This window comes from Pseudomonas sp. HMSC065H01, from assembly GCF_001815235.1.
GTDB lineage: Bacteria > Pseudomonadota > Gammaproteobacteria > Pseudomonadales > Pseudomonadaceae > Pseudomonas > Pseudomonas aeruginosa.
This window is the reverse complement of the sequence record NZ_KV819936.1, coordinates 21,641-21,918: the sequence shown is the minus strand read 5'-3', so window position 1 is coordinate 21,918 and position 278 is coordinate 21,641. Positions and strand designations below refer to the sequence as shown.

The 278-nt window shown below is 73.7% G+C and carries 1 protein-coding gene; it reads right to left on the bottom strand.

Annotation, left to right across the window (positions count from 1 at the left end; all coding sequences use genetic code 11):
- A partial coding sequence (locus tag HMPREF3014_RS35245; protein ID WP_256562450.1) for an Ig-like domain-containing protein occupies window positions 1-278 on the bottom strand: 278 nt, incomplete at both ends.

Genomic DNA, 278 nt, shown 5'->3' with positions numbered 1-278 from the left:
CTGCTGCCGTCCGGCGCCACCTGCACGTCGGTGGCCGGCGCCGGGGCTGTGGTGTCCGGCGCCTCGACGGTCACCGGGGTGCTGTTGTTGCCGGCCGGGTCGGTAACGATCACCGTCACCGTCTCGCCATTGGTCAGCGGCGGGTTCAGCGGAACCTCGAAGCTGCCGCCGGGGCCGACCACCACGGTGGTGTCCGGCTGGCCGTCGCCATCGGTGTCGACACCGACGGTGGCGCCCGGCTCTGCGTTGCCGGTGACGCTGCTGCCGTCCGGCGCCAC